Origin of the sequence: Homoserinibacter sp. GY 40078 (genome assembly GCF_008017545.1) — a bacterium.
Lineage (GTDB): Bacteria > Actinomycetota > Actinomycetes > Actinomycetales > Microbacteriaceae > Homoserinibacter.
This window is the reverse complement of sequence record NZ_VRTZ01000001.1, coordinates 738,876-764,829: the sequence shown is the minus strand read 5'-3', so window position 1 is coordinate 764,829 and position 25,954 is coordinate 738,876. Positions and strand designations below refer to the sequence as shown.

Annotated in this window: 27 protein-coding genes; 4 read left to right on the top strand and 23 right to left on the bottom strand. The window is 71.2% G+C overall.

Translation table 11 applies throughout. The features are described from left to right. On the top strand, window positions 1-873 hold the full coding sequence (locus FVQ89_RS03700) for a metalloregulator ArsR/SmtB family transcription factor (RefSeq protein ID WP_147900553.1): 873 nt from the start codon (window positions 1-3) through the stop codon (window positions 871-873). 130 nt (window positions 874-1,003) lie between these two features. After that, window positions 1,004-1,354 carry a heat-shock protein HtpX gene (locus FVQ89_RS03695; protein WP_370454456.1) on the top strand — a complete coding sequence of 117 codons (351 nt, stop codon included), beginning with the start codon at window positions 1,004-1,006 and terminating at the stop codon, window positions 1,352-1,354. Window positions 1,355-1,371: 17 nt separating this feature from the next. Here the strand turns inward: FVQ89_RS03695 and FVQ89_RS03690 are convergent, their stop codons facing one another. Then, window positions 1,372-2,751 carry a TrkH family potassium uptake protein gene (locus FVQ89_RS03690; protein ID WP_147900551.1) on the bottom strand — a complete coding sequence of 460 codons (1,380 nt, stop codon included), beginning with the start codon at window positions 2,749-2,751 and terminating at the stop codon, window positions 1,372-1,374. A gap of 3 nt (window positions 2,752-2,754) precedes the next feature. Further along, window positions 2,755-3,930 carry a Na+/H+ antiporter NhaA gene (nhaA, locus tag FVQ89_RS03685; RefSeq protein WP_147900550.1) on the bottom strand — a complete coding sequence of 392 codons (1,176 nt, stop codon included), beginning with the start codon at window positions 3,928-3,930 and terminating at the stop codon, window positions 2,755-2,757. A 199-nt stretch (window positions 3,931-4,129) separates the two neighbouring features. On the opposite strand from nhaA, the gene FVQ89_RS03680 reads away from it, so the two are divergent. Beyond that, window positions 4,130-4,627: a hypothetical protein gene (locus FVQ89_RS03680; RefSeq protein WP_147900549.1), complete on the top strand. Its 498-nt coding sequence runs from the start codon at window positions 4,130-4,132 to the stop codon at window positions 4,625-4,627. Between the two features lie 3 nt (window positions 4,628-4,630). Here FVQ89_RS03680 and FVQ89_RS03675 read toward each other — a convergent pair whose 3' ends face one another. The 17 genes from FVQ89_RS03675 to FVQ89_RS03595 form a co-directional block, all read right to left on the bottom strand. Further along, window positions 4,631-5,083: a twin-arginine translocase TatA/TatE family subunit gene (locus FVQ89_RS03675; RefSeq protein ID WP_147900548.1), complete on the bottom strand. Its 453-nt coding sequence runs from the start codon at window positions 5,081-5,083 to the stop codon at window positions 4,631-4,633. A 12-nt stretch (window positions 5,084-5,095) separates the two neighbouring features. Continuing rightward, window positions 5,096-5,902: a twin-arginine translocase subunit TatC gene (gene tatC, locus FVQ89_RS03670; protein WP_255513401.1), complete on the bottom strand. Its 807-nt coding sequence runs from the start codon at window positions 5,900-5,902 to the stop codon at window positions 5,096-5,098. Further along, window positions 5,899-6,159, bottom strand: a complete 261-nt coding sequence (locus tag FVQ89_RS03665; protein ID WP_147900547.1) for a twin-arginine translocase TatA/TatE family subunit — start codon at window positions 6,157-6,159, stop codon at window positions 5,899-5,901. The genes tatC and FVQ89_RS03665 overlap by 4 nt, the downstream gene beginning before the upstream one ends. 21 nt (window positions 6,160-6,180) lie before the next feature. Continuing rightward, on the bottom strand, window positions 6,181-7,176 hold the full coding sequence (locus tag FVQ89_RS03660; protein ID WP_147900546.1) for an intradiol ring-cleavage dioxygenase: 996 nt from the start codon (window positions 7,174-7,176) through the stop codon (window positions 6,181-6,183). A 91-nt stretch (window positions 7,177-7,267) separates the two neighbouring features. After that, a complete protein-coding gene (locus tag FVQ89_RS03655) occupies window positions 7,268-7,957 on the bottom strand; it encodes a response regulator (protein WP_147900545.1) in 690 nt (229 codons plus the stop codon). Continuing rightward, window positions 7,954-10,455 (bottom strand): DUF4118 domain-containing protein, encoded by a 2,502-nt coding sequence (locus FVQ89_RS03650; protein WP_147900544.1) that lies wholly within the window; start codon window positions 10,453-10,455, stop codon window positions 7,954-7,956. The genes FVQ89_RS03655 and FVQ89_RS03650 overlap by 4 nt, the downstream gene beginning before the upstream one ends. A gap of 5 nt (window positions 10,456-10,460) precedes the next feature. Continuing rightward, complete coding sequence (kdpC, locus tag FVQ89_RS03645; RefSeq protein WP_147900543.1) at window positions 10,461-11,075, bottom strand: potassium-transporting ATPase subunit KdpC; 615 nt, start codon at window positions 11,073-11,075, stop codon at window positions 10,461-10,463. A 16-nt stretch (window positions 11,076-11,091) separates the two neighbouring features. Next, entirely contained in the window at window positions 11,092-13,242 is a 2,151-nt protein-coding gene (gene kdpB / locus FVQ89_RS03640) for a potassium-transporting ATPase subunit KdpB (protein ID WP_147900542.1), read from the bottom strand. 5 nt (window positions 13,243-13,247) lie between these two features. Next, entirely contained in the window at window positions 13,248-14,918 is a 1,671-nt protein-coding gene (kdpA, locus tag FVQ89_RS03635; protein WP_147900541.1) for a potassium-transporting ATPase subunit KdpA, read from the bottom strand. After that, complete coding sequence (locus FVQ89_RS03630; protein ID WP_147900540.1) at window positions 14,918-15,007, bottom strand: potassium-transporting ATPase subunit F; 90 nt, start codon at window positions 15,005-15,007, stop codon at window positions 14,918-14,920. Before FVQ89_RS03630 ends, kdpA begins: the two co-directional genes overlap by 1 nt. Further along, on the bottom strand, window positions 15,004-15,192 hold the full coding sequence (locus FVQ89_RS03625) for a hypothetical protein (protein WP_147900539.1): 189 nt from the start codon (window positions 15,190-15,192) through the stop codon (window positions 15,004-15,006). Before FVQ89_RS03625 ends, FVQ89_RS03630 begins: the two co-directional genes overlap by 4 nt. Before the next feature lie 77 nt (window positions 15,193-15,269). Next, the gene (locus FVQ89_RS03620) at window positions 15,270-16,163 is read right to left on the bottom strand and encodes a hypothetical protein (RefSeq protein ID WP_147900538.1); all 894 of its coding nucleotides are present in this window, start codon (window positions 16,161-16,163) and stop codon (window positions 15,270-15,272) included. After that, window positions 16,160-16,441 carry a hypothetical protein gene (locus tag FVQ89_RS03615; protein ID WP_147900537.1) on the bottom strand — a complete coding sequence of 94 codons (282 nt, stop codon included), beginning with the start codon at window positions 16,439-16,441 and terminating at the stop codon, window positions 16,160-16,162. The genes FVQ89_RS03620 and FVQ89_RS03615 overlap by 4 nt, the downstream gene beginning before the upstream one ends. A 10-nt stretch (window positions 16,442-16,451) precedes the next feature. After that, window positions 16,452-17,228 carry a heme ABC transporter ATP-binding protein gene (locus FVQ89_RS03610; protein ID WP_147900536.1) on the bottom strand — a complete coding sequence of 259 codons (777 nt, stop codon included), beginning with the start codon at window positions 17,226-17,228 and terminating at the stop codon, window positions 16,452-16,454. Next, complete coding sequence (locus tag FVQ89_RS03605) at window positions 17,219-18,271, bottom strand: iron ABC transporter permease (protein ID WP_147900535.1); 1,053 nt, start codon at window positions 18,269-18,271, stop codon at window positions 17,219-17,221. Before FVQ89_RS03605 ends, FVQ89_RS03610 begins: the two co-directional genes overlap by 10 nt. Continuing rightward, window positions 18,268-19,317 carry a biotin/lipoate A/B protein ligase family protein gene (locus tag FVQ89_RS03600; RefSeq protein WP_147900534.1) on the bottom strand — a complete coding sequence of 350 codons (1,050 nt, stop codon included), beginning with the start codon at window positions 19,315-19,317 and terminating at the stop codon, window positions 18,268-18,270. Before FVQ89_RS03600 ends, FVQ89_RS03605 begins: the two co-directional genes overlap by 4 nt. Before the next feature lie 39 nt (window positions 19,318-19,356). Further along, window positions 19,357-20,223 carry an alpha/beta fold hydrolase gene (locus tag FVQ89_RS03595; RefSeq protein WP_147900533.1) on the bottom strand — a complete coding sequence of 289 codons (867 nt, stop codon included), beginning with the start codon at window positions 20,221-20,223 and terminating at the stop codon, window positions 19,357-19,359. A 67-nt stretch (window positions 20,224-20,290) separates the two neighbouring features. On the opposite strand from FVQ89_RS03595, the gene FVQ89_RS03590 reads away from it, so the two are divergent. Beyond that, window positions 20,291-21,610 carry an MFS transporter gene (locus FVQ89_RS03590; protein ID WP_147900532.1) on the top strand — a complete coding sequence of 440 codons (1,320 nt, stop codon included), beginning with the start codon at window positions 20,291-20,293 and terminating at the stop codon, window positions 21,608-21,610. 13 nt (window positions 21,611-21,623) lie between these two features. On the opposite strand, the gene FVQ89_RS03585 is transcribed toward FVQ89_RS03590, so the two are convergent. From FVQ89_RS03585 to FVQ89_RS03570, 4 genes are read right to left on the bottom strand one after another with little or no spacing between them, the layout of a single operon-like run. Beyond that, entirely contained in the window at window positions 21,624-23,045 is a 1,422-nt protein-coding gene (locus FVQ89_RS03585) for an aldehyde dehydrogenase (NADP(+)) (RefSeq protein ID WP_147900531.1), read from the bottom strand. Next, window positions 23,042-24,118 (bottom strand): mandelate racemase/muconate lactonizing enzyme family protein, encoded by a 1,077-nt coding sequence (locus tag FVQ89_RS03580; protein ID WP_147900530.1) that lies wholly within the window; start codon window positions 24,116-24,118, stop codon window positions 23,042-23,044. Before FVQ89_RS03580 ends, FVQ89_RS03585 begins: the two co-directional genes overlap by 4 nt. Then, window positions 24,115-25,029, bottom strand: a complete 915-nt coding sequence (locus FVQ89_RS03575; RefSeq protein ID WP_370454443.1) for a 5-dehydro-4-deoxyglucarate dehydratase — start codon at window positions 25,027-25,029, stop codon at window positions 24,115-24,117. The genes FVQ89_RS03580 and FVQ89_RS03575 overlap by 4 nt, the downstream gene beginning before the upstream one ends. After that, on the bottom strand, window positions 25,022-25,939 hold the full coding sequence (locus tag FVQ89_RS03570; RefSeq protein WP_147900529.1) for an NAD(P)-dependent oxidoreductase: 918 nt from the start codon (window positions 25,937-25,939) through the stop codon (window positions 25,022-25,024). Before FVQ89_RS03570 ends, FVQ89_RS03575 begins: the two co-directional genes overlap by 8 nt. Between the last annotated feature and the right edge of the window lie 15 nt (window positions 25,940-25,954).

The window sequence follows — 25,954 nt, the reverse complement described above, 5'->3', positions numbered from 1 at the left end:
ATGGTTCGCGCCGCCTCGGGACCGCTCAGCGGATTGGCCGATCCGACGCGCGCACGCATCGTCTCGATCATCCGTTCCGATCCGGACGGCCGTGCCCGCGTGGGCGACCTCGCCACCGCGATCGGCGTCACGCAGCCGACCATCTCGCACCACGTGAAGGCGCTCGTCGATGACGAGCTGCTCACCCGCGACCCGCACGGACGGAACGTCTGGTACTCGATCCGCCCCGAGCGGCTCGCGTCGGTCGACGAGTTCCTCGCACTCGCGCCGCGCGAGCATCCGGACGCCCGGGCGCGGATCGCGGTCGACCTCTCGCTCAGGTTCGCCGGGCGGATCGAGCCGGCGACGGTCGCGCACTACGTCACCGACAGCTTCGCGCTGCTCGGTGCAGACGGCCGGGAGGTGCGACCTTCCCGTGCGGCCCGGTTCGCCGCGGAGCGGCTCGAGGCACTCGCCCGCGCCGACGAGCGCCCCACGAACGGCGCCCCCGAGGTGCTCTTCGTCTGCGTGCAGAACGCGGGGCGCTCGCAGCTCGCGGCGGCACTGCTGCGCCAGCTCGCGGGCGACCGGGTGCGCGTGCGCACGGCGGGGTCCGAACCGGCCGATAGCGTCAGGTCGAGCATCGTCACCGTGCTCGACGAGGTCGGCGTCTCGATCGACGACGAGTTCCCGAAGCCGCTCACCGACGAGATGGTGCGCGCGGCGGATGTCGTGGTGACGATGGGCTGCGGCGACGCGTGCCCCGTACTGCCCGGTCGCCGCTACCTCGACTGGGAGCTCGACGATCCGGTGGGCCGGCCCCTGCACGAGGTGCGGGCCATCCGCGACGACATCGACGCGCGCGTGCGGCACCTGCTCGCCGAGCTCACATGAACATCCGGTGAATCGCTCGCTCAACCCATAGATGTTGGTCTATGGTTCTCGTGTGACCGACACGACGACCGACACCGCCCACCGCCCCACCGTCCTCTTCGTCTGCGTGCACAACGCCGGCCGCTCGCAGATGGCCGCCGGCTACCTCGCGGCCCTCGCGGGCGACCGCGTCGAGGTGCTCTCGGCGGGCTCCGAGCCGAAGGACATGATCAACCCCGTCGCCGTGGAGGCGATGGCCGAGGAGGGCATCGACATCGCCGGCAACGTGCCGAAGGTGCTCACCGTCGACGCGGTCCGCGAGTCGGATGTGGTGATCACGATGGGCTGCGGCGACACCTGCCCGATCTTCCCCGGCAAGCGCTACGAGGACTGGGAACTCGACGACCCGGCCGGCCAGGGCATCGAGGCCGTGCGACCCATCCGCGACGAGATCCGGCGACGGATCGACGTGCTGCTCGCGGAGATCCTGCCCGCGAGCTGACCCGGGCTCGGCCGCGATCAGCCGATGATCGGGCGCTCCTCCGGGAGCGAGTACATGAGATTGCGCTGCCGCAGGGCGAGCGCTGCGGCCAGGCCCGCGGGCCCGATGCGCCCCGCGAGCATGAGGAACCCGAGCACGTATTTGCCGAATGGCACGAGCTCCTCGCTCAACCCCACCGACAGGCCGCAGGTCGCGAACGCCGAGATCACCTCGAACAGGATGCGGTCGAGCGGCGCCTCAGTCACCAGCATCAGCAGCCCGGTCGCCACGAGCACGAGCGTCGCCCCGAGGAAGGTGACGCTGATCGCCAGGCGGAAGGTGCCCTCCGGAATCGTGCGCCCCCACACGATCACATGCTTGTCACCACGCGCCTCGGCGATGATCGCGAGGAACAGCACGGCGAGCGTCACGACCTTGATGCCGCCCGCGGTGGAGGCCGAGCCGCCGCCCACGAACATGAGCGCGTCGGTCGCGAGCAGCGTGATCGGATGCGAGTCGTCGGTGGGGATCAGCGCGAAGCCGCCCGAGCGCATCATCGTCGAGGCGAAGAACGCGTGGAAGATCTTCTCGCCGATGCCCATCGATCCGACCGTGTCGGAGTTGGCCCACTCGAACACGCCCCAGGCGAGCGTTCCCGCGATGAGCAGCGTCACGCTCGTGACGATCGTGAGCTTCGCATGCAGCCCGACGCGGCGCAGATTGCCGCGGCTGCTGATCACCGCGAGGAAGACCGGGAACCCGAAGCTGCCGATGAACACACCCAGCATGATCGGCACGAGGATCCAGAAGTCGCCCTCGTAGCGGCCGAGGCCCGCGTCGTCGATCACGAATCCGGCGTTGTTGAACGACGAGACCGCGTAGAACAGGCCGTGCCAGAACGCGCGACCGACCGAGTCCTCGATCATGAGGAACCGCGGCAGCAGGATCACGAAGAGGGCACCCTCGATCGTGAGCGTCGTGAGGATGACCGTTCGCAGCAGCGACTTCACCTCTCCGAGCTGCGAGGTGCCGATGCTCTGCTGCGCGAACACCTTGCTGCGCACCCCGAGCTGTCGCGTGACCGCACGCGCGAGCAGCAGGGCGAGGGTCACGATGCCGAGCCCGCCGGTCTGGATGCCGGCGAGGATCACGATCTGCCCGAACAGCGACCAGTGGGTGCCGGTGTCAACCGTGACGAGCCCCGTGACCGTGACCGCCGAGACCGCCGTGAAGAAGGTGTCGTGGAAGGGCGTGGGCCGCCCGTCAGCCGATGCGATCGGTAGCGACAGCAGTCCGGTGAACACGACAGCGGCCAGCAGGAACGCCCCCGCGGCGGCCCGGGCGGGAGATCGCTTGATGAGCTCCTGCCCGGTGCGGATGAGCCCCGCACGCCGCGGTGTCGCGTTCGGCCGCGCCATCGCTCAGTACCGGGCTTCCCGGATGCGGGCACGCAGTCGGCGCATGCCGCGATAGGAAGCGCCGAGCCGCAGCACCATGAGGCTCGCGACCACGATGCTAATGCCCGAGCCGAGCAGCACGGCGAGGGTGCCCTCGTCGGCGACCTCGGGAGTGCTCGCGAAGGCGAGTTCGTTCATGAGCAGCGACACCGTGAACCCAATGCCGCCGAGCGCGCCCGCGGTGAGCAACCCCCACAAGGTGATGTTGGGCCGCGCCTCACGCGGGCCGATGCGCGAGGCGATCCACGCGCCGAAGCCGATTCCGACCATCTTGCCGACCGGGAGTGCGATGGCGATGCCCCAGAACGGTGCCGCGAGCTCGTCGATTCCGACATCCGGGATCACGACGAGCGCTGCCGCGAACGCGAACACCGGCAGGATGAAGCCGTTGGTCACCGGTTCGAGCGCGTGCCGCACGCGCAGGCCCGGCACACGGCGCATCGCGAGGCCGAGCGCCACGCCGGCGATCGTCGCGTGGACGCCGGATGCGTAGACGAGCCACCACGTCACGAGCGCCAGGATGACCATCGCGATCGCGACGGGGACGCGCCATCGTCCATCGAGGAACCGGCTCGCGAGCCCGAACAGCGCCACCCCGACGGCCGCGAGCAGCATGAGGGGGATGCTCGGATCGCTCGTGAAGAACACGGCGATGATGACGATCGCGATGATGTCGTCGAGGATCGCGAGCGCCAGGATGAAGATGCGCAGTCGCGAGGGGATGCCCGATCCGAACACGGCGAGGATGCCGAGCGCGAAGGCGATGTCGGTGGCGGTAGGGATGGGCCAGCCGCGCTCGTAGCCCGAGCCCGCCGTGACGGCGAGGTAGATGAGCGCCGGCGCGATCACACCGCCCACGGCCGCGATCGCCGGGCGCACGGCCTTGGCGACGCTGTTGAGCTGCCCCACGGTGAGCTCGTTCTTCAGCTCGACCGCGGCGAGGAAGAAGAAGACAGCCAGGAGCCCGTCGCTCACCCAGTGGCCGATCGAGAGATCGACCGGCGTCCCGGGGATGCCGAGGTGCACGTCGCGCAGCTCGAGGAGTCCAGGGCCCACGGGAGAGTTCGCGAGGACGAGGGCGAGGACCGCGGCGGTGAGGAGGAACGCGGCTGCAGCGCGTTCCGATCTGAGTAGTGACACGAGGCTCCTGTCGATCGGGTGGGGTACTCGACCCTCGGTCGAGGCCGACCAGACTTCCCGGCTCTCCGGCGTCCAGCCTAGGACACGCCCGCGGGCCGACGTCAGGGCGAACCGCTACTCTGAAACGTCTCCGCCCAGCCTGTGGAGAGGACGAACCATTCCCCGCCGAACCCGCTTCGCCGACATCCTTTCGGATGCGATGCTCGTCGCTGTCGCCGCGGTCCGGCAGGACGTGAAGAACCTCATCATCGTGCGCGCTTTGCGCGACGGCGCGGATTTCGACGCCGACTGGTACGCAGAGGCGACGCGCCTCGAGTTCGAGTCGCTCGCGCTCCAGCTCGAAGCGGATGCCGACCGCCTCGAGCGCACGGCGGCCGCGACGAATCGCAAGCGCGGCAAGGCACAGCACGTGGCCGATTACCGCGCGAAGGACGCCCGCCCGCTCGCCCTGCGCCGCAAGGTGCTGCGCGCTCAGGCGGAGCAGCTGCGCCAGATCGCGAGATCGGACGACCAGGTGATGGCGATCATCGTGGAGGCACGCACCAACGCACTCGACGAGATCGCTGCAGCCGCGGCCGACGTGCGCCGCGCTACCCGCGGCAAGCGGATGTCGCCGAGCGAGCGCCGGATCGCGATGGCCGACGTGGGCGACGACCTGCGCGACCTGCAGCGCGAGCTCGAGCAGAACGAGCGCTGACCGTCACTCCGGATCGGGCTGCACGAGCACCCGGCGCGGATGGCCGGAGGATCCGGTGATGACGTACCGCGGGGGCGGTGCAGGCGCCGCGGATTCCATGGGCTCGGCGCCATCGGGCTCCGCCGTTTCCGCGCGCTCTGGATCCGCGACATCCGGACGTTCCTCGGGCTCGGCAGTCACCGTGGTCGCGCCTTCGGCAACACCCGCCGACTCCCCCGCGAGCGCCTCGCGCACGATGCGACGCGGGTCGTAGCGCCGCGGGTCGAGCGCCTCCCAGTCGGCGGCCGACACCCCCATCTCGGTCTCGGCGCGCGTCCGGGCGGTGTCGAGGGTCTGCCGCACGGCACGCACGAGCTCGGCCAACCTCCGCGTGTACTCCGGAATCCGCTCGGGGCCGAGGATGAACGCTGCGACGACCATCACGATCACGAGCTTCTCGATCGAGAGTCCGAACATGTCCGTCTCCTCTCAGGCGGCAGGGGTCGTGGGGGTGGCGAGTTCGGGCGCGGCGAGTTCCTGCTCCTCGGGCGCGCGGCGACGCATCCGCCGCTCGCGCACGAGCACGACGAGCACGGCCGCGAGGTACAGCAGCGCCATCGGCACGGCGACGAGGAACATCGAGAAGACGTCCGCGGCGGGCGTGACGAGTGCGCTGAACAGCACGATCCCGACGAGCGCGAGCCGCCATCCGCGCAGGATGGTTCGCGCCGACAGCACCCCGAGCAGGTTCAGCACCACCACGAAGACCGGAAGCACGAACGCGATGCCAGTGGCCAGTACCACCTTCAGCACGAAGTCGATGTAGGTCGAGGCCTGGAGCACCGTCGAGTCGTCGTCGGATGCGAACCCCGCCAGCAGCTCGACCATGTGGGGGAAGATCGCGAGCCCCATCGCGCATCCGGCCGCGAAGAGCGGGACGGCGGCCGCGACGAAGCCGAGCGTGAAGCGGCGTTCGCGGCGCGTGAGGCCCGGCGACAGGAACGCGAGAATCTCGTACAGCCACACCGGGCTCGACAGCACGATGCCGGCGACGAGTGCGACCCGCAGGCGCAGGTCGAACGCCGAGGTGACAGTGTCGAAGTTGAGGCTCGCGTCGCGCGAGGCGGCGAGCTGCTCGATCGGCTCGCGCAGGACGTCGAAGATCGCGTCCGAGAGCAGGTAGCCGGCGACGGCGCCCACGAGGAGCGCCGCCGCGGCGCGGACCGCGCGCACGCGCGCCTCCCGCAGGTGCTGCGCGAGCGGCATCCGTGCGGTCGGCGCGGTGCGCCCGGTCATCGGGTCACGACCTCGCGGTCGGATGCGGCGTCGGATGCGGGCGTCGATGCGACCCGCGCGTCAGCCGCGGCAGGCTCGGTCGGTGCAGCCGACGCGGGCTCTGCCGCCTGCGGGTCGGACGACGCCGACTCGCTGCGCAGGATCCGCACCGACTCCCCGACGCTCCGCGCGAGAGCGGGCAGCTTCGCCGCCCCGAACACGAGGAGGATGACGGCGAGCACGATGAGGGCGTGCCAGCCCGTGAGGTTCTGGAACATGATGATCTTCCTTTCCGTGAATCAGCGGCTCGGGGCGTCACCGGGCGGGGTGTCGCCCTGCCCGCCGCCCTGGCCGCCGCCGGACGGCGCGTCGCCGCTCGAGGGGGTGGTCGTGGTGTCGACGCGGGCGACGAGCGAGGCGGTGTAGCCGGAGTCGACATCACCCGAGACGGTCGCCAGCTGGAGGGCTCCGCCGTCCTCGCCGAACACATTGTCGGTATCGAGGCTCACCTGCGAAAGGTTGCTGCTGGATCCGTCGTATGCCGACAGCGCATACACCGTGTTGCAGACGTCCTCCGGCATCGCGATCTGCGAGGTGGCGATGGCGTTCGTGGAGTCGCTGATCGAATCGAGGTCGGGGTAGACCTCGAAATGGATGTGCGGCCAGCGACCCGTGTAACAGGCGGGGAAGATCGACGTGAAGGTGACCACGCCGTTCTCGTCCGCCACCTGCACCCCGCGCAGGTACGTTTCATCCTCGACGCCCTCCGAGTACATGGAGTAGCGGCCCTGCGCGTCGCAGTGCCACGCGTAGACGGCCACCCCCTCGAAGGGCGCGTCGTCATTCGCCATGTCGGTGATCGTGAGGCTGAACTCGAGCGGCACGCCCTCCGCAGTCGCACCGCCGTCGATGCTCGAGCGGATGTCGCTGCGCACGATGCCGGACTGCTCCAGCACATCCGGACCGTTCGATCCGTCGCCGGGGTAGGGGCCTGCCGTCTCGTCCGGGATCTCGCCCGAGGGCAGACCCGACGCATCCGTCGTGCCGGTCGAACCGCTGCTGGTCGAACCGCTGGAGCTGCTCGACGTGCTTGAGTCGGAGGTGGGGGCGCATGCGACGAGCGTCGCCGCGCCCACGCCGAGGATGCCGAGCCCCAGCACGTTGCGCCGGGTCAGCAGGGTGCGGATGTCGAAGGATGCGCCCTGATCGACGACCTCCTCGTCCGCCCGGTCGAGCAGTCGGCCCTCGTAGGCGGGGCCTTCCGGGGTCATCTCCGGTTCGGGTACACGTGCCATGATCGGCTCCTTCCATCGTGTGGAGCCCAGGATCACGAGCGCGCCCGGAAGGCGACTTGGCCTTTCCTATGAGGTGGCCTAGAGAGCCCGATCAGTCCGGCAGCTGCAGCCGGTAGCCCATCCCCGCCTCGGTCAGCAGGAAGCGCGGCTCCCCGGGATGCGGCTCGAGCTTCTTGCGCAGCTGCGACATGTAGAGGCGCAGATACCCGGTGTCGGTCACGTGCGAGGTTCCCCAGATACTCGACAGGAGGGTCTGACGCGTGACGAGACGCCCGGGATTGCGGATCAGCAGCTCGAGCACCTGCCACTCGGTGGGCGTCAGTCGCACGCTCTCGCTGCGCTCGTCGCGCTCGCGGAGCACGGTACGCGCGGCGAGATCCACGGTGACGTCACCGAAGCGCACCACCGGATCCTCCGCTTCGCGCGGCACCCGGCGAGTGAGCGCCCGGATGCGCGCGAGCAGCTCGTCGATCGCGAACGGCTTCGTGACGTAGTCGTCCGCTCCCGCGTCGAGTGCCTCGACCTTGTCGGCCGCGCCCGTGCGGCCCGAGACGACGAGGATCGGCGCTGCCGACCATCCGCGAATGGCCTCGATCACTTGAACGCCGTCGAGGTGCGGCATGCCGAGGTCCAGCATCACGAGGTCGGGGCGGTGGTCGACCGCGGCGCTGATCGCGGCCGGTCCGTCCGACGCGGTCACGACGTCATAGCCTTTCGCCGCGAGCGTGATGCGCAGGGCCCGCAGGATCTGCGGGTCGTCGTCGGCGATGAGGATCCTCATCTGCCCTCGACCTCCTGCCGCCCTCCGGCGACCGGCAGCGAGACCACCATCGTGAGACCGCCGCCCGGGGTGTCCTCGGGAATGAGCGTGCCGTTCATGCCCTCCGCGAATCCCTTGGCGAGCGCGAGCCCGAGTCCGAGGCCCGCGGAGTTGTCGGTGTCGCCGAGTCGCTGGAAGGGGACGAAGACGTCGTCGCGACGGTCGGCGGGGATGCCAGGGCCGTGATCGACGACCCGGATCTCGATGCGATCCGCCAGGCCGCTCGTGGAGACGCGAACCCGCGTGCCGTCGGGGGCGTGGCGCGTCGCGTTGGCCAGCAGGTTAACGACCACGCGCTGCAGAAGCACCGGATCGGCGAGCACCGGAGGCAGCTGGGTGTCGAGATCGACCTCCACACGATCGGGGCCGAGATCGAGCTCGTCGAGCGCGGGAACGATCACATCCGCCGGATCGACGGGGCTCGTCGAGACGCCGAGCACCCCCGCCTGCAGGCGGCTGACGTCGAGGAGGTCGGTGAGGAGCTGGGCGAGGGTTCCGAGGCTCTCATCGGCGGTCTCGAGGAGCTCCTCGCGGTCCGCGTCGCTGAGACTCGCGCCTGCTGTGCGCAGCCCGCCGACCGCCGCTGCCGCCGCTGCCAAGGGCCGACGGACATCGTGGCTCAGCGCCGACAGCAGGGCGCTACGCACGCGGTCGGATGCGGCGAGCGGCTCGATCCCCTCCGCCGCCTCCGCGAGGTCGCGGTGTTCCAGCGCCGCAGCCAGCTGAGCGGTGAGCACGCCCAGCAGGCGCCGCTCGGAGGCGGCCAGGTCGGGGCCGTGCAGTTCCAGTTCGCCACGCGCACCGACCGGGAAGCGGGCGAAGCGCCCATCCGGGAGCGGCTCACCCGACGCGGCGACCAGCTCCGAGCCGACGAGGAGACGCACCCCGGCGAGCCCGAACGCCTCGCGCGTGCGGTCGACGAGCGCCTGCACGGCCCCCTGTCCCCGCAGGACGCTGCCCGCGACGGTCTGGATGAGCTCCGACTCGGTCGCCGCTCGCCGCGCCGCACGGGCGGTGCGCGCTGCGCTGTCCACCACGACGCTCACGAGGACCGCGATCACGACGTACAGGATGAGGGCGAGCAGGTGCAGCGGCTCGGCGACGGTGATCGTGTAGAACGGCTCGACGAAGAAGAAGTCGAGGGTGAGCCCCGACATCACCGCGGCGAACAGCGCCGGCCAGATCCCGCCCACGAGCGCGACGAGCACCACGAGGAGCTGATAGCTGAGCACGTCGCTCGTCAGCGTCTCCTCGTTGCGCCCGCTCACGAGCAGCCAGGTGAGGAGCGGGCCGCCGACGGTCGCGATCGCGAAGCCCGCGATGCGGCGGCGCCAGGTGAGCGATCCGCCCACCCGCGGTAGCACCATCCGGCCGCCGGCCGCGGCGTGGTTGACGATGTGCACATCGATGTTGCCCGCGAGGCGCACGAGAGTCGCGCCGATGCCGGGACCGGTGAGCGCCGCCTGCACCCGCCCGCGCCTGCTGACCCCGATCACCAGCTGGGTCGCGTTCACCGAGCGGGCGAATTCGACGAGCGCCGTGGGCACATCCTCGCCGACCACCTGGTGGTAGCTGCCGCCGAGCTGCTCCACGAGCGAGCGCTGGCGGGCGAGGGCCTCCGGGTCGACCACGCGCAGGCCGTCCTGCGAGGTGACGTGCACCGCGAGCAGCTCGCCGCCTGCCGAACGCGCGGCGATGCGGGCCCCGCGGCGCAGCAGCGTCTCGCCCTCCGCGCCCCCGGTGAGGGTCACGACGACCCGCTCGCGCGCCTCCCAGGTGCTCTCGATGCCGTGCTCGTCGCGGTAGTCCTGCAACGCCTGGTCGACCTCGTCGGCGAGCCACAGCAGCGCCAGCTCCCGCAGCGCCGTCAGGTTGCCGAGCCGGAAGTAGTTCGACAGCGCCGCGTCGATCCGTTCCGCCGGATACACGAGTCCGCCCGAGAGCCGGTCGCGGAGCGCCTGCGGAGTGAGATCGACGACCTCCACCTGGTCCGCCGAGCGCAGCACCTCGTCGGGGATGGTCTCGCGCTGCGGCACTCCCGTGATCCGCTCGACGACATCGTTGAGCGACTCGATGTGCTGGATGTTGACGGTGGAGATGACGTCGATCCCGGCGTCGAGGAGCTCGGTGACGTCCTGCCAGCGCTTCTCGTTGCGCGACCCCGGCGCGTTGGTGTGCGCGAGCTCGTCCACGAGCGCGACCTGCGGATGCCGGGCGAGCACCCGGTCGATGTCGAGCTCGGCGAGCTCCACGCCGCGGTGCACGAGCGATGCCCGCGGCACGATCTCGAACCCGGCGGTCATCGCGGCGGTGCCGGAGCGCCCGTGCGTCTCGACGAGGGCGACGACGACGTCCCGACCCTCCGCCGCGAGACGCCGCCCCTCTTCGAGCATCGCGAACGTCTTGCCGACACCGGGTGCGGCCCCGAGGAGCACCCGGAGTCGTCCCCGTGCGGCCATGAGAGTCAGCCTTCCCGCTCGTCCAGCGCCTGGTTGAGTTCTAGCACGTTCACACGCGGCTCCCCGAGGTAGCCGAGGTCACGGCCGACGGTGAAGCGGGCCACGAGCTCCCGCACCTCGTCCTCGCCGATCCCTCGCTCGCGCGCGACCCGAGCCACCTGGAGCTCGGCGCACGCCGGGCTGATGTGCGGATCGAGACCCGAGGCCGACGCGGTGAGCGCGTCGGCGGGAACCAGCTCCGGGTCGACACCCTCGAACGCCGCGATCTGCGCACGACGCTCGGCGATCGCGGCGATGAGGTCCGGGTTCTCAGGGCCCAGGTTCGAGCCCGACGAGGCGCCGCCGTCGTAGCCCTCCCCCGCGGCCGACGGGCGCGGCTGGAAGTACTGAGGCGCCGGCTGCCCGTCGGCGTCGAGGTAGCTCTGGCCGATGAGCGACGAGCCGACGACGACGCCCTCCTCGTCGCGGACGAGCGACCCGGCCGCCTGGGCCGGCATCAGCAACTGCCCGAGCGAGGTGACGACGAGCGTGTAGCCGACGCCCAGCACGATCGTCGCGAGCAGGAGCGTGCGCACGGCCGTCCCGAGGGAGCGTCCCGTCGTGCGGATGGAGGTGTTCATGGTTCTCTCCGAGATCTCAGAAGCCGGGGATGAGGCGCACGACGAGGTCGATGAGCCAGATCCCGATGAAGGGGGTGACGACGCCGCCGAGTCCGTAGACGAGCAAGTTGCGGCCGAGGATGCTCGAGGCTCCGCCCGCGCGGTAACGCACGCCGCGCAGCGCGAGCGGGATGAGCACGACGATGACGATCGCGTTGAAGATCACCGCGGACAGCACGGCCGACGACGGCGAATGCAGACCCATGACGTTGAGCGTCGCGAGACCGGGATAGACCCCCATGAACATCGCTGGGATGATCGCGAAGTACTTCGCGATGTCGTTCGCGATGGAGAAGGTCGTGAGCGCGCCACGCGTGATGAGCAGCTGCTTGCCGATCCGCACGATGTCGATGAGCTTCGTCGGGTCGGAGTCGAGGTCGACCATGTTGCCGGCCTCCTTGGCCGCCGACGTGCCGGAGTTCATGGCGACCCCGACATCCGCCTGGGCGAGCGCGGGGGCGTCGTTGGTGCCGTCGCCGGTCATCGCGACGAGGTTGCCGCCCTCCTGCTCGCGGCGGATGAGCGCGAGCTTGTCCTCCGGGGTCGCCTCCGCCAGCACGTCATCGACTCCCGCCTCACGCGCGATCGCGGCCGCCGTGCGCGGGTTGTCGCCGGTGACCATCACGGTGCGGATGCCCATCGCCCGCAGCTCGGCGAACCTCTCGACGAGCCCCTCCTTCACGACATCCGTCAGCTGCACGACGCCGAGAACATCGCCGGAGCCCGGGGCCGTGACACGCGCGACCACGAGGGGCGTGCCGCCGCCCGCCGCGATCCGATCCGTGTGCCCCTCGACCTCCGCGGAGACCTCCGCCGCAAGTCGGACCCCCTCCTGGTCGAGCCACGCGAGCACCGCCGATCCGGCACCCTTGCGGATGCGCGTGCCGTCCGGCAGGTCGACCCCCGACATCCGGGTCTGCGCGGTGAACGGGACGACCTCCCGCGCCTGGCCCTCGTCCGGCTCGATGCCGCGGCTGCGGGCGAGCTCGACGATCGAGCTGCCCTCGGGGGTCGGGTCGGCGAGCGAGGACGCGGCCGCCGCCTCCGTGAGCTGCGGTTCGGTGATCCGCCCCACGGGGATGAACGCCGTCGCGCGACGGTTGCCGTAGGTGATCGTCCCGGTCTTGTCGAGCAGGAGCGTCGTCACGTCGCCCGCCGCCTCCACCGCGCGGCCCGACATCGCCAGCACGTTGCGCTGCACGAGGCGATCCATACCCGCGATGCCGATCGCCGAGAGCAGGGCGCCGATCGTCGTGGGGATGAGGCAGACCAGCAGTGCGACGAGCACGGCGATGCTCACCGGGCTGGCGGCGAACGAGGCGATCGGGTTGAGCGTGAGCGCGACGACGACGAACACGATCGACAGGCTCGCGAGCAGGATGCCGAGAGCGATCTCGTTGGGCGTCTTCTGCCGCGACGCCCCCTCGACGAGCGCGATCATCCGATCGACGAAGGTCTCGCCCGGCTTCGAGGTGATGCGCACCACGATCCGATCGGAGAGCACCCGCGTACCGCCCGTGACGGCACTGCGGTCACCTCCGGACTCCCGCACGACCGGGGCGGACTCGCCGGTGATGGCGGACTCGTCGACCGAGGCGATGCCCCACACGATGTCTCCGTCGCCGGGGATGAGCTCACCCGCCGACACCTCGACGATGTCGCCGAGCGTGAGATCCGATGACGCGGCATCGCGGGATCCGGCTGCCGTGCCGGCCGGATCGGACTCCGCGTCGTATCCGTCGAGGATGTGGGCGATGGTCGACGTGCGGGTCGCTCGCAGCGAATCCGCCTGCGCCTTCCCGCGCCCCTCGGCCACCGACTCCGCGAGGTTCGCGAACAGCACGGTCAGCCACAGCCAGCCCGCGATGACCGCGGTGAAGGGACCCGGCACGGCGGTGCCGCCGGAGTCCGCGGGGCCGCCCAAGAACGGCTCGGCGACCGCGATGAGGGTCGTCAGTGCCGCACCCACCCACACCAGGAACATGACCGGATTGCGCCACTGGGTGCGCGGGTCGAGCTTGCGAACCGCCCCAGGGAGCGCCGCGAGCAGTTGTGAGAGGCCGAGCGCGGTGCGCGGCCGGTCACCGCCCGTGCGGGACGGACGAGCGGATGAGACGAGTGAGGACATGGGGATCAGAGCCCTTCCGCCAGGGAACCCAGCGCGAGAACGGGGAAGAAGGTGAGAGCCGCGACGATGACGACGACGCCGACGAGGAGCCCGACGAACATCGGCCGGTGGGTGGGGAGCGTCCCCGCGGTGGCGGGCACGACATCCTGACGGGCGAGCGAACCCGCGAGCGCGAGGACGAGCACGATCGGCACGAAGCGCCCGAGCAGCATCGCGACACCGAGAGCCGTGTTCAGCCACGGGGTGTTCGCGGTCAGTCCCGCGAAGGCGGAGCCGTTGTTGTTCGCCGCGGATGTGAAGGCGTAGAGCACCTCGGACATGCCGTGGGCTCCCGGATTCCAGACCGAGGTCGACGCGACATCGTCGCGGACGCCCGGCAGCGCGAAGCTGAGAGCGGTGCCGACGAGCACGAGCACCGGCGTCACGAGGATGTACAGGCTCGCGAGCTTGACCTCCCGCGGGCCGATCTTCTTGCCGAGGTACTCGGGGGTGCGGCCCACCAGCAGCCCGGCCACGAACACGGCGATCACCGCGACGACGAGCATGCCGTAGAGCCCCGAGCCGACGCCGCCGGGCGCGAGCTCGCCGAGCATCATGTTGAGCATCGTGACCATGCCCCCGAGTGCGGTGAACGAATCGTGCATCGCATTGACGGCGCCCGTGGAGGTGAGGGTCGTCGACGAGCCGAAGATCGCCGAGAGGACCACGCCGAAGCGCTGCTCCTTGCCCTCGAGCGCACCGCCCGCGAGTTCCGGTGCCGTGCCCTGGCCCGCGAGCTCGAACGCGACGAGCGCCGAGGTGCACACGAGGAAGAGGGTCGCCATCGCGGCGAGGATCGCGGTGCCCTGACGGGTGTCGCCCACGATCCGACCGAACGCGCGCGGCAGCGAGAACGGGATCGCCAGCAGCAGGATGATCTCGGCGAGGCTCGTCCACGGTGTCGGGTTCTCGAACGGATGGGCGGAGTTCGCATTGAAGAAGCCGCCGCCGTTGGTGCCGAGCAGCTTGATCGCCTCCTGGGACGCGACCGGACCGCCCGGGATCGTCGCCGGATCGCCCGCGACGCCTGTCACCTCCGTGAAGCCCGTGAAGTTCTGCACGACACCGCCGAGGAGCAGCAGGAGCGCAGCGAGGAGCGCCCCCGGGAGAAGCAGGCGTCCGAGGATCCGCACGAGATCGACCCAGAAGTTGCCGATCGTCGCCGACCGGCGCGCGGCGAACCCGCGGACGAGCGCCACCGCGACGGCGATGCCGACGGCGGCCGAGAGGAAGTTCTGCACGACGAGGCCCGCGAGCTGCACCGTGTAGCCGACGGTGACCTCGGGCGAGTACGACTGCCAGTTCGTGTTCGTGACGAAGGAGACGGCCGTGTTGAAGGCGAGGCCCTCGGGCACCGCTGGCAGCCCGAGGGCGTACGGCAGCCACTGCTGGGTGCGCTGGAGGAGGTAGACGAGCAGCACACCGGCGACCGAGAACAGCAGGACCCCGCGCAGGTACGCGCGCCAGGTCTGCCCGGAGGCGGGATCGACCCCGATCAGCCGATACACGCCTCGCTCGACGCGGAGGTCGCGTGGCGACGTCACGACCCAGGCGATGTAGTCGCCGAGCGGTCGCTGCAGCACGCCGATCACGAGTGCGATGGTTGCCAGGACGGCCACCGCGATGAGGGCGTCCATCAGAACCTCTCCGGCGCGATGAGCGCCACCACGAGGTAGATGATCGCCGCGACCCCGAGCGCTGCGGCGAGGAGCTCGATGACGATCACAGCCGCTCCACCGCCCGTCCGATGAGGGCGACGACCGCGAAGAGGGCGATGATGCCCACGACGTAGACGATGTCGAGCACGAGAGTTCCGTTCCGAAGTGCTGCGGCGATCAGGACGATCACCGCACGCCCGGCGGGCGCACCACGATGCAACTCCTGTGACAGCGCCGCGATGGCGGTCCTCACGGAATCCATACGGCATCCGCGCGGATGCTCACGGAGTCCTCACGAAGTCCCGGCGAGAGCCCCTTCGACGGCTCGAATCAGCCGGGACGACGCGCGACCAGCTCGCGCACGGCGATCCCGATGGCCGCGACCACGAGCGCGACCCCCACCGGCGGAAGCACGAGCTGAGGCATGAGCACGGCACTACGGAAGACCCCCGCGCCGTAGTCGAGCATCTCGAGCGGATAGTGCAGCAGCGCACGGGACCCGACGGATGACGAGACGGCCGTCGCGACGGCGGGCACGATCCAGAGCATCAGGATCGCCACGGCGGCCGCGATCGCGCGGCCTGCCGTGCGGATGCCACCCCACGCGATCGCCGCGCCCACGAGCACGGCGGGTCCCCACCGCACGACGTCCCACAGTGCAGACGACGACAACACCCATTCATCGCGAGCGATCGCGAGGGCCGACACCCAGGATCCGAACGCGAGCGCTCCGGCCGCGAGCGCGGGAACCGCCCCAGCGACGGGTGCGCGAGCGATGAGCACGAAGGCGACGAATCCCACCACGAGGCCGAAACCTGCGACCGCGATGCACGCGAGGAGGTAGACGGTCGACTCGGTGCGATCCTGGAGCCCCGCGCCCACGACCACGCTCGTCTGCACGATCGCGACGAGCTGCACGAGCAGATAGCCCGCGGCGGTCGCGGGGGCGGATCCGGGCGGCATCCGCGACCGCAGTGCCCGGCTCGCGATTCCCGAGACCACGCCTCCCACCACGAGCAGCGCGATCAGCGACGTCACCGCGTACTGGCTGAACGGGAGCAGCGTGATCGGCATGAGCGCGGGCAGGGTCTCGGCGCCCCACAGGTTCTGCAGCGGACGCCGCGCACCCGTGACGAGCCAGGGCAGCAGGCCGACGAGTGCCGCGCCGACACCGATCGCCCCGGATACCAGGAGGCCGAGGGCGGTGCGCCGAGCCGAGGTCATGTCTCCCGGCGGAGGTCGATGCGCACCCGACCATCCTCGAGGTCGAGCGGGCCGTCACCCGGCGCGGGTGCCGGTGCCGGAAGCTCCGTCTGCTGCACGAGCTCCTGCTGCGCCTCGTGCTTCGTGGGGTGGAACACCTCGTCGACGAATCCCAACGCCCCCGCGCCGGAACCGCGGCCCCGGTCGACGCCGCGCAGTTCGATCCAGCCGAGCACCTGGGCGACGACGACCCCGGCGACCAGGAGGACGCCGATCCCGACCCAGACGTACCACGGCATGGCGTACAGGCTACGCGGTGGCCCGACGGGGGATCACGAGCGGACGGCCATCGCGCACGAGCACCTCGACGTCGAGCCCGTAGACCTCCGCCACGAGCTCCTGCGTGAGCACCTCGACCGGCGCACCGAGGGCCCGGATGCGCCCCTGCTCGAGGAGGGCGATTCGGTCGGCGTAGGCCCCCGCGAGCGAGAGGTCGTGCAGCACGACCACCACGGCGCGCCCGGCAGCGGCGAGCTCGCGCGCGATCCGCAGCACGTCCTCCTGGTGACGCAGGTCGAGGGCGGCGGTCGGCTCGTCGAGCAGCACGATGGCCGTCTCTTGCGCGAGGACGCGCGCGAGCGAGACCCGAGCACGTTCGCCGCCCGAGAGCTCGGTGAAGCGGCGCTCCACGAGATGCTCCACGTCGGTGCGGGCGAGGGCACGCGTGATCGCGTCGGCGTCGCCTTCGCGTCCGGGGGTGCGTGCCCAGGGGCTCCGGCCCATCTCGACCACCTCGATCACCCGGAATGGGAAGCTCACGGCGTTGTCCTGCGTGAGCACCGAGCGCGTGCGGGCGAGCTCCAGAGCGTCGAACGAACCGATGGCGCGACCGTCGAGCAGGACGCTGCCGGTGGCGGGCACTTTCTCGCCCGAGAGGGCGGTGAGGAGCGTCGACTTGCCGGCCCCGTTCGGTCCGACGAGCGCGAGCAACTCGCCCGGCGGCACCTCGAGGTGCACGTCGTCGACCACCCGTCGGCCGCCCAGCTCGATCGAGACGCCCTCTGCCCGGATGCCGCTCACGCCCATCCTCCCGAAGCTCGGCGCTGCCGCCACAGCAGGGCGAAGAAGAAGGGCCCGCCGACGAGCGAGGTGAGCAGGCCGATCGGCAGCTCGGCCCCGGCGACGACCGTGCGCGCGAGCAGGTCGGCGACGACGATGAGCAGCGCGCCCCCGACGGCGCTCGAGATGAGCAGCGAACGGTGGGCGGGTCCGATGATCATGCGCATGAGGTGCGGCACGACGAGGCCCACGAAGGCGATGATCCCCACGAAGGCGACGGCCGCGCCCGTGAGAAGTGCCACGAGCACGATCGACCAGAGCCGCAGCCGTTCCACGTCGATCCCGAGGTGGCGGGCGTTGCGCTCGCCGAGCGCGAGGATGTCGTAGCGCCTCGCCAGGGCCACCGCAGCGATCGTGCCGGCGACCGCGATGACGAGCACGAGCAGGGCCTCGCGCCAGAGCGAGCCGCTGAGCGATCCCAGCTGCCAGAACACGATCTGCTCGCGGCTCGACGACCCGGCCACGAACAGCAGGAACGCGAGGCCCGCACCGCCGAACGCGTTCACGGCGATACCGGTGAGCAGCAGCGTCACGACCTCGGTGCGGCCGTTCGCGCGCGAGACCCCGTAGACGAGCAGCGTCGCGCCGAGTCCGCCCGCGAACGCGAGCACCGCGATGGTCCACTCCCCGTAGGCGAGCAGGCCCGTGACGATCGCGAACGCGGCGCCGAGCGCGGCGCCCGCCGACACACCCACGACCCCCGGCTCCGCGAGCGGGTTGCCGAACACGGCCTGCATCACCGCGCCCGCGACGGCGAGCGCGGTACCCACGGCGAGCGCCATGACGATCCGCGGGAACCGGATCACCCAGAGCGCCGCCTCGGTCGTGGGGTCGTCCGGGGCCCAGGAAGTCGGGATGCCGACCGCGCGCAGCAGCGATCCGACCACCTCGGCGGGGCTCACCGCGAATTGCCCGACGACCGCCGACGTCAGCACCGCCACCACGAGGAGGACGGCGAGCACGACGCCGAGAATCGCGCGGCGCCGTGCGAGCTGGGCGATGCGGCTCACGGAACCCGGTACAACCACTCGTCGGTGCCGAACTTCTCGGCGACCAGCTGCTCGGCGCGGGCGTACTCCTCGGGGGTGATCTCCCCGTCGGTCAGCCCGTGCAGCGAACGGAAGGTGTCGACCATCCGGTCGATGATCTCTGCGCGTGGCAGACCCGTCTGGCTGCGCAGCGGATCCACCCGCTTCTGCGCCGACTTGGTGCCCTTGTCCGAGAGCTTCTCGCGCCCGATCCGGAGCACCTGCACCATCTTCTCGGCGTCGAGGTCGTACGACATGGTCACGTGGTGCAGCACCGCGCCGTCGGCGAGGCGCTTCTGCGCGGCCCCGCCGATTTTGCCGGCCGGACTCGCGATGTCGTTGAGCGGCTGGTAGGTGGCCTCGATGCCGAGCGAACGCAGCGCCACGAGCACCCAGTCGTCGAGGTAGGCGTAGCTGTCGGCGAAGCTCATGCCCTGCACGAGGTCGACAGGAGCGTAGAGGGAGTAGGTGATGATCGCGCCGGCGTCCATGAACATCGCGCCGCCGCCCGAGATGCGCCGGACGACCGGGAACCCGAAACGGGCCGCAGCCTCGGGGTCGACTTCGTTCTTCACCGACTGGAAGCTGCCGATCACAACGGCGGGCTCGTTCCACTCCCAGATGCGCAGGGTGGGGGCACGGCGGCCCGCGCCGACCTCCTCCGCGAGCACCTGGTCGAGGGCCAGGTGGGTGAGCGGTGAGAGCGGACCCGGATGCACGAGCTGCCAGTCGTAGTCGCTCCACGTGGTCGCGCGGTGCAGCGACCGGCGCACCGCCGTGGCCACCGCCTCCGGTGAGAAGCCGAGCATCACGGCCCCCTCGGGGAGCGCGGACTGCACCGCAGCGGCGATGGACTTCGCGTCGACATCCGCGGGGAGCCCCGTGAGGGCCCGATCGATCAGCGGCAGCGCGTCGTCGGGTTCGAGGAAGAAGTCACCCGACAGCCGCACCTCGGCGAGGCGCCCGTCGACGACATCCAGATCGACCACGACGAGCTTGCCGCCCGGCACCTTGAACTCGCCATGCACCCCGCCAGCCTAGCCGCGGCGACTTAGGCCGACCTAAGTTCAGCGGTGACCATCCAGCCGGGCGTCGAGCCAGCGGATGACGTCGGCGTAGACCTCGGCGCGATTCAGCTCGTTCAGCGTCTCGTGCCGGGCCTCCGGATAGACGGTGACGGTGACGTCACTGAGACCGCCGCGAGTCCGATACGCGTTCGCGAGGAGCTCGACGCTCTTCGGGCCGCCGAGCGGATCCTCCTCGCCGATCATGATGAGCATCGGCACGTCGCGGTTGAGCCGCCGCGGGGTGCCGAGCAGCCGGAGCGTGTCGGCGAGGCCCCAGAGTTTCAGCACCGTCGCGTCGAAGGTCAGCGGATCGGCGGCGAAGGCCTTCTGCACCTCCGGGTCGCGCGAGAGCCACTCGTGACCGGTCGTTCCGAGGTGGCGGTGCCGGGCATTCAGGTCGCCGCCGTTCATGTGACGCACGGTCCGGTACGCGGTGCCCGACAGGATCACGGCGTCGTAGGGCGCCGCATCCGCGTCGATGAGCTTCTGCGCGAAGAGCGACCCCATGCTGTGCCCGAAGAGCGCGAACGGGAGCCCGGGGGTCTCGTCGTGGATCATGCGCGTGAACTGCAGCACAGCCGCGATCGCGGCATGCAGCCCCCCAGGACCCAGGCGCCCGAGGCGGGAGTGGTCGCCGCCGTACTGGCCGAGCCCGGTCGCGCCGTGGCCGCGCAGATCGGCGGCGTACACGACGTATCCGGCCGAGGCGAGCTCGCGCGCGAACGCGTCGTACCGGAGGGCGTACTCCCCGATCCCGTGGACGATCTGCACCGCAGCGCGCGGTTCGGGCCCCGACCAGACATGGAAGTGGATGGTGACGCCGTACGTGTCGACGAACGTCCGATCCACTCGCGTGATGTCGTTCATGAGGCCTCCTCGCCGGTGAGAGCGTAGCGCGAGCGGCCGCGCCTGCGGGAGGAGCATGATGGAGGGGATGAGTCAGACGTTCCGTTCCTTCGCGACACGGAACTATCGGCTGTGGTTCGCGGGCGCGTTCGTGTCGAACATCGGCACCTGGATGCAGCGGATCGCGCAGGACTGGCTCGTGCTCGTCGAGCTGACCGACGAGGATGCCATCGCCGTCGGCGTCGTGATGGCTCTGCAGTTCGGGCCGCAGCTCGTCCTGCTCCCGGTGACCGGGTGGGTGGCAGACCGCTTCGACCGGCGGCGCGTGCTCGCCGTTACACAGGGCGTCATGCTGCTGCTCGCGCTCGGGCTCGGCCTCGTGACCTTGCTCGGCGTGGCCGAGTTGTGGATGGTGTTCGGATTCGCCCTCGGACTCGGCGTCACCGCCGCGTTCGATGCCCCCGCGCGTCAGGCGTTCGTGGGCGAGCTCGTCGACGGCCGCCTCCTCGCGAACGCCGTCGCCCTGAACGCGGCATCCTTCAACGGCGCGCGCCTGATCGGCCCTGCCGTCGCGGGCATCCTCGTCGCCGCCGTGGGCTCGGGCTGGGTGTTCATCATCAACGCGGGCACCTTCGTCGCGATGCTCGCGGCCCTCGCCGCGCTCCACACCTCCGACCTCACCCCCTTCACCCGCAAGGCGCGCGGGCCGGGTCAGCTACGCGCCGGGTTCCGGTACGTGCGCCGTCGACCCGACATCCTGCTGGTCTTCACGATGGTGTTCCTCACGGGCACCCTCGGATACAACTTCCCCATCTACACAGCCACGATGGCGCGGGTCGAGTTCGGTGAGGGGCCCGAGGAATTCGGCTGGCTCTCGTCGGCGCTCGCCGTCGGATCGGTCGCGGGAGCGCTGCTCGCGGCGCGGCGGGATCGACCCCGTCTGCGCACGCTCACCCTCGCCTCCGCCGGGTTCGGGCTCTCGCTCGCCGCCGCGGCCCTCGCGCCCGAGCAGCTGAGCTTCGGCGTGCTGCTCACCCTCGTCGGGTTCGCGGGGATCACCATGATGAACACAGCGAACGCCTACGTGCAGACGACGACCTCGCCCTCCATGCGCGGCCGGGTCATGGCGCTGTACCTGGGGATCTTCCTCGGCGGAACCCCGATCGGCGCGCCTCTCGTCGGTGCCGTCGCGGATGCCGCGGGGCCGCGGTGGGCGATCGCGGTCGGAGCCGCATCCGGGCTCCTCGCCGCCGGCATCGCCGGGGTCTTCTACGTGCGCACACGCGAGGTGCGCCTGCGCTGGGATCGCGGACGCGCGTGGCCGCTGCGCCTCGACCGCCCGACCCCCGCGGATCGCGACACGGCCACGCGGGAGATCGCGATCGTCGAGGCGACGACGCAGCGCTAGCGGCGAGCCGGGGTCAGGCGCCCGGGACGAGCCGCCCGTCGACCCGACGCGGGATGCCGAGCGGGTTGTCGTCGCGCAACTCGGGCGGCAGCGCGCGCTCGGGGGCGTCCTGGTAGGCGACCGGCCGCAGGAAGCGCCTGATCGACGTCATGCCGACGGAGGTGTGCTGGGTGTTCGTGGCGGGCCACGGTCCCCCGTGGTGCTGCGCCCATGACACGGCGACGCCCGTCGGCCACCCCGCGAAGAGCACCCGGCCGGCAAGTCGGCCCAGGCGGTCGACGAGGCCGTCGATGTCGTCGGAGTCTTCCGCGTGGAGCGTCGCGGTGAGGCTACCGGGAAGCTCGGCCAGCACGCTCTCCCGTTCCGCCGCGTCGGCGTAGCGCACGAGCAGCGTCAGCGGCCCGAACACCTCCTCGAGAAGCACCTCGGCGTTCGCGAGCAGCACGGATGCGTCGGTCGCGAGCAGGGTCGGAGCGGTCGCGCCACCGCCGCCTGCGAGCACCTCGACGCCATCGACCGCGGTGGCGGCTGCGCGTCCGGTCGCGAAGCCCTCCGCGATCCGCTCCGTGAGCATCGTCGGCTCCTCCTCGGCGACCTGCGCGGGCAGCTCCTGGATCAGGCGCGACCCTTGAGGCACCAGCACGAGCCCCGGCTTGGTGCAGAACTGGCCCGCCCCCAACTGGAACGAGCCCGCGAGTCCCGCGGCGAGCTCGTCGCCGCGGGCCGCGTCGGCGGCGGCGGTCACGACCACCGGGTTGAGGCTCCCGAGCTCGCCGAAGAACGGAATCGGCCGGGGCCTGGCGGTGCAGCGGTCGAGCAGCGCTCGGCCCCCGGCGACCGATCCAGTGAACGACACCGCCTCGATCGGCTCCGCATCGACGAGGGCGAGCCCCTGCTCGAAGCCCTCCACGAGTCCGAACACCCCGGCGGGCAGACCCGCCGCCTCGACAGCAGCCGACACGAGCTCGGCCGTGCGCCGCGAGAGCCGCGGATGTCCCGAGTGCGCCTTCACGATCACCGGGCACCCCGCGGCGAGCGCGGACGCCGTATCGCCGCCCGCGACAGAGAACGCGAACGGGAAATTCGACGCCGCGAACATGGCGACAGGGCCGAGCGGGCGCAGCATCCGGCGAAGATCGGGGCGCGGCGGCACGTCCGACGGATCGGCGTGGTCGACGACCGCCTCAAGGTAGGAGCCCTCCACGACGGCGTCGCCGAACTTGCGCAACTGCCAGGTCGTGCGAGCCAGCTCGCCGCGCAGGCGCGCCTCGGGCAGCGCCGTCTCCTCGCCCGCGATCGTGACCAGCTCGTCGGCGCCCGCATCCATCACGTCGGCGATTCCGCGCAGCAGCGCCCGGCGCTCGGCTGCGCTCGTGGCCGCGAACTCCGGCGCCACCTCATCTGCCCTCGTCACGAGCTCCTGCACATCGTTCATCGATCGCTCTCCTCCCGGAATCGGATACCGAGCCCGACCTCGGGCCCGCCGGACACCCAGCCGTCCGCGAACGTCAGCCGCGGATCCTCGGCGAGCACGTCGAGCTCCGCGAAACGCGCGTCCTCGACATCCTCCACCCACCACTCATCTTCGTCGGCGAAGGCGAGCTGCGCCGAGAGCTCGGGAAGCAGATGCGGAGCAAGGCGCACCTCGCTCTGCCGCGCGAGCCGGGCGATCTCGAGGAACGGGGTGATCCCGCCCACGCGGATCACGTTCGGCTGCACGATGTCGGCGCCCGCGTCGATCGCCTCGCGGAAGCGGTGGATCGTGTGCAGGTTCTCGCCGACCGCGAGAGAGATGTCGATCCGCGCCCGCAGCTCTCGGTGCGCGGCGAGGTCATCGGCGCGCAGCGGCTCCTCGATCCACGCGGGTCGCACCTCGGCGAGGAGCCCGAGGGCGCCCTCGGCCTGCGCGAGATCCCACCGCTGGTTCGCGTCGATCATGAGCGCGACATCGGGGCCGATCGTCTCGCGGACGGCGCGCATCCGGTCGAGGTCCTCGCGGGGGTCGGGCTTGCCGACCTTCACCTTCACGGCCCGATGTCCGGCATCGATCCAGCGGCGCGCCTGCGCCACGAGGTCGTCGATCGGATAGTGCAGGTTCACGCCGCTGCCGTACACGGGCAGCCGATCGTGGTGGCGCCCCAGGAGCTCCGGAAGCCCGCGGCCCCGGCGCCGGGCCTCCGCGTCCCACAGGGCGAGGTCGATGCCGGCGAGCGCGATCGTCGTGACCCCTCCCCCGCCCGCCTCGTGCAGGTGCGCCCAGGCGGCGTGCCATCCGGCGGGGTCGGCCGGGCGGCCGGTCCACCACGCGGTGAGGTCCTCCTCGAGCATCGCGCGGACGGCGCCCGCACCGATCGTGGGAGTCCAGCTGAAGCCGTGGCCGACGACGCCATCCGAGCAGCCCACCTCGACGGGCAGCACCGTGACCGTCTGCACGTCGGCGCCCCAGGGCCGCGTCAGGGGAATCGCCACCCGGCCGACCCGGATGCTCTCGACGACGGGTGCGGTCATGCGGCGACGAGCGCCCGCCCGGCATCCAGGATCGCGGCGAGGCGGTCGAGTTGCGCGGTGCTCGGGTCGACGAGCGGCGGACGCACCGAGCCGACGTGGTCGCCGCCGAGCCGGAGCCCTGCCTTGATGAGCGACACGGCGAAGCCCGGAGTCTCGTCGCGCAGCGCCACGAGTGGCCGGTAGAACCCGTCGAGCAGGCGGTGCTGGGTGTCGAGATCGTCGCCGATCGACGCCCGGTAGAACGTGGTCGCGATCTCGGGTGCCATCGCGAAGACCGCGGACGAGTACAGCGGCACCCCGATCGCGCGGTATGCCGCCTGGCTGGCCTCTGCGGTCAGCAAGCCGTTGAAGAACAGCGTGGTGCGGTCGAGGCCGGCAGCGACGCGCACGAACTGCTGCGCGAGGGCGATGTCGCCCACGCCGTCCTTGATGCCCGCGACGCGCGGGTTCGCGAGCAGCCGCTCGACCGCTGCGGTGGTGAGGCGACCGGCACCCCGGTGATAGAGGATCACGGGCAGCCGGGTTGCTGCGAGCACCGCCTCGATGTAGGCGACGACTCCTGCGGTCGGTCCCTCCACGAGGTACGGCGGGAGCAGCAGGATGCCGTCGGCTCCCGCCTGCTCTGCTGCACGGACGCACGCGATGGCATGCCCGAGCGGCCCACCCGCTCCGGCGATCACCGGCACCCGGCCGGCCGTCGCCTCGACCGCGGCGCGTACGACCTCGGCGTGCTCATCGGCGGCGAGGGCGTGGAACTCACCCGTGCCGCACGCGGCGAAGACGCCGCCCGGCCCCTGCTCGACGCGCTCGGCGATGTGGCCCGCCGTCACATCGCGGTTCACGCGGCCGTCCGCGTCGAACGCCGTCACCGGGAAGAACAGCACCCCGTCGGGGAAGCTCAGCTCAGTCATCCGCACCCTCCTCGGGGAGTTCGGTGCGCCAGGTACGGCGCGCGTGCCAACCGAGCAGCCGTGCGGCCCGCTCGGTCGAGAACAGGGGACCCGTGTCGCCGATCGACGACGCCGCGGGCGCGGCCGCCGGGAGAGCGCGGGCGATGGCCTCGTGCACCGACCCGGTGACGAGCGGATCCGGCGCGGCGACGAAGAACACCTCGCCGTTGGGTGTCGAGTCGGGGGCATCGAGCCAGGCCACCACGAAGTCGCCCGCATCCCGCGCGTCGAGGTAGTTGAAGAACGACCCCACAGCGAGCTCGGGCTGCGCGAGGCGTTCGCGGATCGTGTGCCCCTGCTGGGTGGGCGCGCCGAGCCACTCCTCCGGAGCGACCACGTACGAGGGGCGGAACGAACCGACGCGGATGCGGTCGCCGTCTCGCCGGGCCACCATCCGCATGAGCTCCTCGACGGCCACCTTCGAGAGCGCGTATGCGTTCCACGGGGCGACCGGGTGGTCCTCGTCGATCGGGAGGTAGGCAGGCGCCCATCCGCTGGGCGATCCGTATCCGATCACCGTGGGGCTCGAAGCGACGAGCAGCGCGCGGACGCCGGTGCGGAGCGACTCCTCCACAACACCCAGGGCGAGCGTCGTGTTGACGAGGTAGGTCTCGTCCTCAGGCGCCATGCGCGGTGCGGGGATCGCGGCGAGGTGCACGACCTCGTCCGGGCGTACGTCGTCGAACACCCGTCGGCGGGTGTCGGCGTCGAGCAGATCGGCCACGATCTGCCGCGCGGGGAGGCCCTCCGACGTGGTGCGGTCGACCGAGAAGACGTGGCGTCCGGATGCGGCGAGCACCGCCACGACGCTGCGCCCCAGTCGACCCGCTCCCCCGGTCACGAGGGTGCGGACGGGTCCGCCATCGACCACGGGTCTTCCCTTCCT

Coding starts and splice junctions, on each gene's coding strand:
- FVQ89_RS03575 (WP_370454443.1), bottom strand. CDS start 25,029: ATGACTGAGCTGAGCTTCCCCGACGGGGTGCTGTTCTTCCCGGTGACG.
- FVQ89_RS03585 (WP_147900531.1), bottom strand. CDS start 23,045: ATGAACGATGTGCAGGAGCTCGTGACGAGGGCAGATGAGGTGGCGCCG.
- FVQ89_RS03620 (WP_147900538.1), bottom strand. CDS start 16,163: ATGACCTCGGCTCGGCGCACCGCCCTCGGCCTCCTGGTATCCGGGGCG.
- FVQ89_RS03590 (WP_147900532.1), top strand. CDS start 20,291: ATGAGTCAGACGTTCCGTTCCTTCGCGACACGGAACTATCGGCTGTGG.
- kdpB (WP_147900542.1), bottom strand. CDS start 13,242: ATGTCCTCACTCGTCTCATCCGCTCGTCCGTCCCGCACGGGCGGTGAC.
- FVQ89_RS03675 (WP_147900548.1), bottom strand. CDS start 5,083: ATGTTCGGACTCTCGATCGAGAAGCTCGTGATCGTGATGGTCGTCGCA.
- FVQ89_RS03650 (WP_147900544.1), bottom strand. CDS start 10,455: ATGGCCGCACGGGGACGACTCCGGGTGCTCCTCGGGGCCGCACCCGGT.
- FVQ89_RS03695 (WP_370454456.1), top strand. CDS start 1,004: ATGGCCGCCGGCTACCTCGCGGCCCTCGCGGGCGACCGCGTCGAGGTG.
- FVQ89_RS03615 (WP_147900537.1), bottom strand. CDS start 16,441: ATGCCGTGGTACGTCTGGGTCGGGATCGGCGTCCTCCTGGTCGCCGGG.
- FVQ89_RS03660 (WP_147900546.1), bottom strand. CDS start 7,176: ATGGCACGTGTACCCGAACCGGAGATGACCCCGGAAGGCCCCGCCTAC.
- kdpA (WP_147900541.1), bottom strand. CDS start 14,918: ATGGACGCCCTCATCGCGGTGGCCGTCCTGGCAACCATCGCACTCGTG.
- FVQ89_RS03595 (WP_147900533.1), bottom strand. CDS start 20,223: ATGAACGACATCACGCGAGTGGATCGGACGTTCGTCGACACGTACGGC.
- kdpC (WP_147900543.1), bottom strand. CDS start 11,075: ATGAACACCTCCATCCGCACGACGGGACGCTCCCTCGGGACGGCCGTG.
- FVQ89_RS03690 (WP_147900551.1), bottom strand. CDS start 2,751: ATGGCGCGGCCGAACGCGACACCGCGGCGTGCGGGGCTCATCCGCACC.
- FVQ89_RS03580 (WP_147900530.1), bottom strand. CDS start 24,118: ATGACCGCACCCGTCGTCGAGAGCATCCGGGTCGGCCGGGTGGCGATT.
- FVQ89_RS03655 (WP_147900545.1), bottom strand. CDS start 7,957: ATGAGGATCCTCATCGCCGACGACGACCCGCAGATCCTGCGGGCCCTG.
- FVQ89_RS03610 (WP_147900536.1), bottom strand. CDS start 17,228: ATGGGCGTGAGCGGCATCCGGGCAGAGGGCGTCTCGATCGAGCTGGGC.
- FVQ89_RS03665 (WP_147900547.1), bottom strand. CDS start 6,159: ATGTTCCAGAACCTCACGGGCTGGCACGCCCTCATCGTGCTCGCCGTC.
- FVQ89_RS03680 (WP_147900549.1), top strand. CDS start 4,130: ATGCTCGTCGCTGTCGCCGCGGTCCGGCAGGACGTGAAGAACCTCATC.
- FVQ89_RS03700 (WP_147900553.1), top strand. CDS start 1: ATGGTTCGCGCCGCCTCGGGACCGCTCAGCGGATTGGCCGATCCGACG.
- tatC (WP_255513401.1), bottom strand. CDS start 5,902: ATGACCGGGCGCACCGCGCCGACCGCACGGATGCCGCTCGCGCAGCAC.